Source organism: Pricia sp., assembly GCF_041745955.1.
Taxonomy (GTDB): Bacteria; Bacteroidota; Bacteroidia; order Flavobacteriales; family Flavobacteriaceae; genus Pricia.
The window spans coordinates 1-7,645 of record NZ_JBGTHY010000464.1; the positions used below are offsets into that span (position 1 = coordinate 1).

The following is a 7,645-nucleotide window of genomic DNA, read 5'->3' on the forward strand; positions in this document are numbered from 1 at the left end:
AATACAAACATCCGTAGGATCTTAGAATCCCGACTAATATTATGCCAAGATTACAATGTATTCAACATCAAACGGTTATAGTTTATATTTTGAAAATGACTCTTTTAACTGTAAAAATTATTTACATCGAATGTCCATTAATTGTACACCTGATTTTGCCTACAGGATGTGGTATTATCCCATCGTCGGGTTCGGCACAAAAGAAAGGTTTTGCAAAACGATTTTTTTTTGGCATTGTTTTTTACATATCAAAGATTATTTAAACCCATTTCCATTTAATTGGACTTAGTTTACTTAATCCCACCTTAATTCAGACTTTTCAAAAACCTCAAATCGTTTGTCTCCAATGCCCGTTTAGACGTACTATGCCCACTGAAGTATTTTTGTCAGATTAACCTCTTTCTGATTCCAGTCCCTTAAAAATGTCTTCCCTAACAATTTTTGATCGGTGCTCTACCGTGATTAAGACAGAGATTTTTTTTTAGAAATATCACATCAATGAATTTACCCGTAAACTATGGCTAAACCGAAATCGTTTTTTTGTAACGCCCCTCGAAATATAGTTCTGTGTTGATTGTAAAAAATGAGCGATTAATTGTCAGATACTTGAAATGAAAAATAATTAACCGTATTAACACCGATTGATCCGAAATTTAATTAACTTTGAATATCAAAGTACTTTAAAAATGGAAAACGGAAAATATCTTAGGGACATTGGCGAAATTAAAAATATAATGGACCGCTCTTCCCGTTTTATTTCCCTTAGCGGACTGTCAGGAGTCTTCGCCGGGATCTACGCAGTTATAGGTGCGGTTATCGCAAACGTCCTACTATCGGACCATGGATCTATCTATAGCGATTACAATACACTTTCAGTCCAGTCTATGGATCCAGATCTTACGTATCAGCTGTTCCTGGTTACAATAGCTGTTCTAGGTCTTGCGATCGGTACCGCAGTTTTCCTGACCACAAGGAAAGCGAAAAGGAACGATCAAAAAATATGGGATAGCACCAGCAGAAGACTGCTGATAAATTTCTTTGCCCCCCTCGTTGCCGGTGGCATCTTTTGTCTCGTCCTATTGCAGTACCGCATAATCGGTCTTATTGCACCGGGCATGCTTATTTTCTACGGCCTTGCGCTGATCCATGCCAGCAGGTATACCCTGGGGGACTTAAAAAGCCTTGGATATGCGAACCTAACCCTTGGGCTTATCGCGACCCAGTTTATCGGCTACGGCCTTTATTTCTGGGCAGTGGGTTTTGGGGTCTTCCATATCTTCTATGGCGTCTGGATGTACAATAAATATGACCGCAAAAGTGCTCGATGAAAAATATGATCGGCAATATAAACAAGGCATTTGATCACAGGGTCAGGCTCGGGATCATGAGCGTGTTGATGGTGAACGATTATGCCGATTTTAAGACGCTGAAGGAATTTCTTGGTGCGACGGATGGCAATATTGCAAGTCATACCAAAGCACTGGAGAAAGAAGAATATATTGCGGTCGAAAAATCATTTATAGACCGTAGACCCAATACCCGGTACCTGGCAACGGAAAAGGGCAAAAAGGCATTTCGGGACCATTTGGATGCCCTGGAAAAGTTACTTAGCCCTCCGACAGATCTGGATAGGAAGAAATGAATTGAAAACAGGACTTGAACAGTCTATATTTTTTTATCAATTTACTTTGATTTTCAAAGTACTTTATTATTTACTATCATATGTGTAATCGCCCATTTTAGTCGGTTTTGGATAAGCATGGTTCTTGGCTTCGCGTGGGTGGGAGCATGGGATCAATCATTAATTAAAATTATAAATCATGAAAAACACCAGATTATTGATCATTTTGGGCATAGCGGCCGGTATTTTGTCAATTCCTCTTGTCGGAATGCAATTCAGCGACAACGTAAACTGGTCCGGTTCCGACTTTTTGGTAATGGGCATCCTATTGCTTGGAACAGGACTGGCCATCGAGTTGGCGCTTAGAAAGATCCCATCGACCGGAAACCGCCTAATCGTCTGTGGAATCATTATCGTAACCTTACTGGTAACGTGGGCAGAACTTGCGGTAGGCATCTTCGGAACTCCTTTTGCCGGAAGTTGAATCCCTTCAAACAAGAATTATGAATGGCCAATTTTTTGTACTTAAAGATTCAGTGGTCAGGGAAATCTGGGGAAAGGGCGATACCATTCTGATGATTTTCGCCGGGGCTTCGGCGGAATTCGCCTTGAATAAAGCAGTCGATTGGCTCTATTACACCGGTCGACTTCCCGGGGATTCCTTTGGGAGATTATTTTCGACCGTTTCCTGTGCGCGGCAAATCGTTTTTGCCGAGAAACAACCAACGCTGAACGCTATCGAGAAAATGAACAGGGCCCATTCGGCGGTAGAATCCAAACGTGGAATTTCCATTCCGGACTGGGCCTATAGGGACGTCCTTTTTATGCCCATCGATTATTCCATTAGATCGTTTGAAATTCTGGAACGTAAGCTTACAATTTGCGAAAAGGAAGACGTGTTCAAAGTTTTTCGGGAAGTCGGGATAAACATGCATATAAAAGAACTGCCGGTAACTTACGGGCAATTCGAAAATATGAGGAAACTTCACCTGGAACAACATCTGTACAATGGGGATTATACCAAAGATCTCTATTGTCGATACCGAAAACATTTGGGCTTTATACGCTACCGCATATTATTAGAAACGCAAATTGTCATAGTTCCAAATACCGTCAGAAAATTACTGGCGCACCGAAGCTTTTCGCTTTTAGGTCCGGTTATTTCAGCATTCAAATTAAGCCGGGATATTCATGTGGATAATACCTTGAGATCCCCAATCCTACCTTCAGCTTACAAAGGAGTTATCAGGTCACTGGATCACTTTTCAGTGTAGAACCAGATCACCGCTAATCATTCAAAACAATCAAAAAAATGGACAACGATACACAAGAAACCGGCAACCGATTCCTCAACTGGATCAAAGCTTCAATCACGGCAAGAATGTTCGTAGTCGGATTTCTTACACTTATCCTGCTCATCCCGCTGTTCATGGTCCAGGACCTTATTAGGGAGCGGGCCCAGCGCCAAAAAACTGTGGTTTCGGAAATCAATGACAAATGGGGCGATGAAGTTATCATGTTCGGTCCCGTGCTTAAACTTCCATACCGTAGTTTTCGTGAAAAGCGAATAACCAGTCCTCAAAACGAGGTTATAGCCGAAAGCGTTGAGGAGATCAAATATTTCTATTTATTTCCCCATCGGTTGAACATAAAATCCAATATCGATCCTGAAATGAAAAATCGTGGCATATATAAAACCGTGGTCTATAAGAGCAAAACCGGTATTAGCGGAAGTTTTTCGGATTTCGATATTGAAAGCGAGGATGTTTCAGAAGAAAATATCCTATGGCAAAAAGCGCGTTTCATATTCAAAACTTCGAATTTAAAAGGTGTGAACGACCAGATTAATCTGGTAACTGGAAATTCCCGTTACAGCTTTAATTCCAAATACCAGGTTGGTCAAACAACGCACATCCCCGGAAAGGAAAACCTGTATCTCATGGAAAGTGAAATCCTGAAACAGGAGGATCTGCCCCGTGATAAAAGTATAGATTTCAGCATGGAAGTTTCGGTGAACGGAAGTTCGGAAATTTCTTTTGTTCCCATAGGTAAGACCACGGACGCCCAAGTTCTTTCAGAATGGGAAACAACTAGTTTTAAAGGTAATTTTCTTCCATACAACAGAGACAAACTCACCGACAATGGTTTTGACGCCAAATGGAAAATTCTGGATATCAACAGGCCTTTTCCGCAGGCTTTCAATAACAGCCTTCCAAACTTAACGGCATATGCTTTTGGCGTGAATTTTATGGTTCCGGTCGATGAATATCAGAAAAGTGAGCGGGCAACCAAATATGGATTTCTAGTTATCGGTCTTACCTTCCTTCTATTTTTCCTTATTCAGACCCTGAGCAAAATTCCGATCCATCCCTTTCAATACCTTATGATCGGTCTTGGACTGGTCATGTTCTATACCTTGCTCATTTCAATATCCGAACACAGCAGTTTTTTCAAAGCTTATTTGATCGCGGGAACCTCGGTGATCCCTACGATCAGCCTTTATTCCAAAAGTATCCTGAAAGGCTGGAAATTTCCAATCTTCATTGGTCTTTCCCTTCTCTCTCTGTATGCTTTCATTTATGTGATCATTCAGCTGGAGAATTACGCGCTACTGGTGGGAAGCATTGGTCTTTTCCTCATACTTGCCGCCGTCATGTTCGTCTCGAGAAAAATTGACTGGAATAATTATTGAACACATACCTGGGTTCGATCTAAGGAATCAGCAAAAAAGAGCAAGTTGTTTGTTTTACTGATCTTGCTTTTCAGGCTTGATACTTCGTATCATTTCCTGATGTGAATATGTCATCTAGCCAAAAGGTCGTTATAAAATTTCCGGAACTCCTGTGCCTCGAGTGCTCTGCCTGACAGATATTCTTGAGCTATTTATTTGTATCAAACAAACCCACGTTAAATTGAACTTTCAAAAACCCTTATGCCACTTACTTTCAGCGATCGTTTTGTGGAACTTAAGTATGGTGGCCTAATAGGTGGTGGACGGGAGGCTTTTCCAATTGTTGGTCCTAATATTTGAATGGGATTATGGGTTCCGGATAATTCAAAATAAACGTTATCTTACACGGATGGAAAAGCAAATGGATACGGAAGACGTACAGGAAACAGCGGCTCAACTGCGCTGTCCCAGCGGACAAAAAGGACTTGAAATGGCCGCTTTAATGGATAGGACCAATATAAATATGACGGTAAGCGGAATCAATTCCCTGCGCCTTTCCGCCAATGACCGGATTCTTGAACTGGGCCACGGCAACTGCGGCCACCTGAACAAGATTTTGAGCCAGCTGGATACCATCCGTTACTGTGGGCTTGAGATTTCGCCCGTGATGCGGCGGGAAGCGGAAAGGTTGAACGCCGAAAATATCGGGAACGGTAGGGCATCCTTCCATTTGTACGACGGAAAGAACATTCCTTTTGAAGATGGTAGTTTCGACAAGTTGTTGACCGTGAACACCATCTATTTTTGGGAAAAGGCCTCCTCGTTTTTGAAGGAAATGCACCGTGTCCTAAAACCCGAAGGTAGGTGCAGCATCGTCTTTGTACAAAAAAGCTTTATGGAAAAGCTGCCCTTTTGCGAATACGGCTTCAACTTGTTCGATAACAGCGATGTAATATCCTTGATAAAACGAAGCCCCTTCAAACTGATCAAAATCAAGAACAAGAAGGAAATGGTCAAGGAGGAGAACGAGCGATACAGGGAAAGGGCATATTCTTTAACGGTGCTTGAAAAATAAGAACTACGGATTACCGACCTCTAAATTGTTTAATGACCCATACTTCTATGCGATTTTGTTTTGAAGTCCTTTTCGATTCAAGTAATAATTAACAAATTACTCAGGTTTCGTTAATAGGAACCACCTATTTAGAACGTATTTTCGTCATTATTTTTGCGAGGATAAAGTTTGAGTGAGTTTGGTTAAAGCCGGTGGAGACATCGGTTTTTTCATTTCTTGGATTCCCGATGATTGGATTTTTGATTGGTGGTCATTCCTTTGATCGAAATAATTTAAGTCCCTTCGAGAAGTACTATGTACGATTTAACCACCAGATTTTCTATGTAGACCACTAAGAAAGCTGTTTTCGCAACATTAATTTTATAACCCTGTTTTCCCTGTCTATTTTTAGGCACTAGACAAGTATCTCCCGAACGTTTACCAAAAACGAGGATTCCTTCCCCCAATCGGAATCCTCTTTTTTTTTGACCGACGATTGCCATTCCGGATCGGGGTAGTCGTTCGAAAAAGGCCCGACTTGTTGCCGAGCTTCTTTCCCATGAAGGGAAAATTTTTATGGATTCGTATTCGTTGATATGGTATCGAACGAATAGGTAATACCTGTATTGAAATAGGTGGTATCCCCCACGTTCCTGCCGTCCAGCACGGTGCCAAAGCCTGCACTTACCCCAACACCGGAGATTATCGGGACATAAGCGGAGACGCCGAAACGGGTATAGTCCACCTTGGTCTCGGGAAAGTTGCCGGCAAATCCCGGCCCCATGATATCGACCCCGTCAGAGGAAGTACCTTGATAGTCAACCCATGCCTCGGCATAGAACTTGGAGGACGTATAGCCTACTTTGCCCATGGCCAGGAAAGCGTTAGGAACGTCAAAGTCCTCCCCGTCCGAGGTATTGAAGGTATTGTCCGCTTTTCCGCGAAAACTGTAACCGATGGCCAGTGTACTGAAGAACCCGGCGTCCAACTGCAAATGGCCGCCCAAATGAAAATCTGTCGTAAACGCACCCGTCCCGATGGAAAGGACGCCGTTGGGCTCGTAGCCCGCAGGAATGCCGATACCGAGGGAGGTAATACCATCTATCTTTCCGCCGGACAGGGCCAGGCTGAAAGGCCTATACTTGGCCGCGATGGCCAGATCCTGAAAACCGGATTGCTCGGTCTCGCCGTTCACGGGATCCGGATCTCCCTCTCCCTTGGCGGAGATATAGGGGGCATTGAGCAGCATGGTAAGGTTGTCCGACACCCCGTATTTGGCGTAGATGCCCAGAATGTCCTGGGTAACCTTGTTATGGGCGGGTACGGGGCCGACCTTTTCCTCAGCCACATAGAATTCGTCGTAGGCCGTCCGGGTGTAGGAGGCCGTTAACGAAATTTTTCCTTTTGGGTTATAGAAACCGTCTATTACCCCTTGGGCATGCGTTGCCGATGCCGTTATCAACGATGCCAGTACGATCAATCGTTTAGTGTTCCTTGGGTTCATATCCTTTAGTTTTTAGGGTTTATCGGGCTAGGTCGGATTCGTAGTAGGTTGCTTACATGGATAATGTTAAAATATAAGAAAACCCTCCTTTTCAACTATTTGGAACAATTGGACAGCTTGATACGGAAGCTATCGGACGGACAATTGGCACGTCCCATACAAACATTTGGATCATTTGATATCCAAAAAAATCCCTCCCGAATAGGTGGGATTGGCATAAATGATCCTTCCGCTCAATGCACCCCCGTAGGTAAAGGAAATACCCAGTCTTTCAGTCAGATAATATGCTATTTCACCGCCCACACTGGTATATTCGATATTGTTCGCAAAAATGCTTCCTTGGTTCGTCTGTGCCGAAAGACTTCCGTTCTGAAGCGATTCAACCATGTTGATACGCCCGATCAGCCAGACTTTGTTCCCGAGAAAATTAAGCCCGGCTTCCGCCCCGAAATGTAGCTCGTCCGAAAAATCCATGGTGCGGTTGTTGAATCCGATATACGTTTTAACGAATCCGGGAACCACATCGAATGCGAAGGGTATCCCCAGATCGACCTGTAAAAGCTGGTTGAATTCGCCGTCCCCGGTCTGGAAGCTGCCATCGCTGCCGCCCGAGCTGTTACCAACGGGAAGTCCGAATTTAAGGCTGGCCGACAGTGCCAAGCCTCCCGTATTCAGCAATCCATAGCGAACGGAAATATCGCTGTCCCCGATGCTGTTGAGGCTCTCGCCCTCTTGTATGACCGTACCCCGGGTTCCCGAAATCTGTTCGTTTTGATAGGTACGCGTAAAAAATGG

8 protein-coding genes are annotated in these 7,645 nt (G+C 43.5%); 6 read left to right on the top strand and 2 right to left on the bottom strand.

All coding sequences use genetic code 11. The annotated features are described in order from the left end of the window. Positions 1–686: 686 nt before the first annotated feature. The 6 genes from ACEW8S_RS16360 (at position 687) to ACEW8S_RS16385 (ending at position 5,367) form a co-directional block, all read left to right on the top strand. A complete protein-coding gene (locus ACEW8S_RS16360) occupies positions 687–1,328 on the top strand; it encodes a hypothetical protein (RefSeq protein WP_373519189.1) in 642 nt (213 codons plus the stop codon). Continuing rightward, positions 1,325–1,642 carry a winged helix-turn-helix domain-containing protein gene (locus ACEW8S_RS16365; protein ID WP_373519190.1) on the top strand — a complete coding sequence of 106 codons (318 nt, stop codon included), beginning with the start codon at positions 1,325–1,327 and terminating at the stop codon, positions 1,640–1,642. Before ACEW8S_RS16360 ends, ACEW8S_RS16365 begins: the two co-directional genes overlap by 4 nt. A gap of 178 nt (positions 1,643–1,820) precedes the next feature. Beyond that, complete coding sequence (locus tag ACEW8S_RS16370) at positions 1,821–2,105, top strand: hypothetical protein (RefSeq protein ID WP_373519191.1); 285 nt, start codon at positions 1,821–1,823, stop codon at positions 2,103–2,105. 19 nt (positions 2,106–2,124) lie between these two features. Continuing rightward, entirely contained in the window at positions 2,125–2,895 is a 771-nt protein-coding gene (locus tag ACEW8S_RS16375; RefSeq protein ID WP_373519192.1) for a DUF2236 domain-containing protein, read from the top strand. 38 nt (positions 2,896–2,933) lie between these two features. Beyond that, positions 2,934–4,313 (top strand): cell envelope integrity protein CreD, encoded by a 1,380-nt coding sequence (gene creD, locus ACEW8S_RS16380; protein WP_373519193.1) that lies wholly within the window; start codon positions 2,934–2,936, stop codon positions 4,311–4,313. 388 nt (positions 4,314–4,701) lie between these two features. Continuing rightward, positions 4,702–5,367 carry a class I SAM-dependent methyltransferase gene (locus ACEW8S_RS16385; protein WP_373519194.1) on the top strand — a complete coding sequence of 222 codons (666 nt, stop codon included), beginning with the start codon at positions 4,702–4,704 and terminating at the stop codon, positions 5,365–5,367. Between the two features lie 553 nt (positions 5,368–5,920). On the opposite strand, the gene ACEW8S_RS16390 is transcribed toward ACEW8S_RS16385, so the two are convergent. Then, positions 5,921–6,850, bottom strand: a complete 930-nt coding sequence (locus ACEW8S_RS16390; RefSeq protein ID WP_373519195.1) for a transporter — start codon at positions 6,848–6,850, stop codon at positions 5,921–5,923. Positions 6,851–7,021: 171 nt separating this feature from the next. Further along, positions 7,022–7,645 (bottom strand): hypothetical protein (locus ACEW8S_RS16395; protein ID WP_373519196.1); only part of this gene is annotated, 624 nt, incomplete at its 5' end.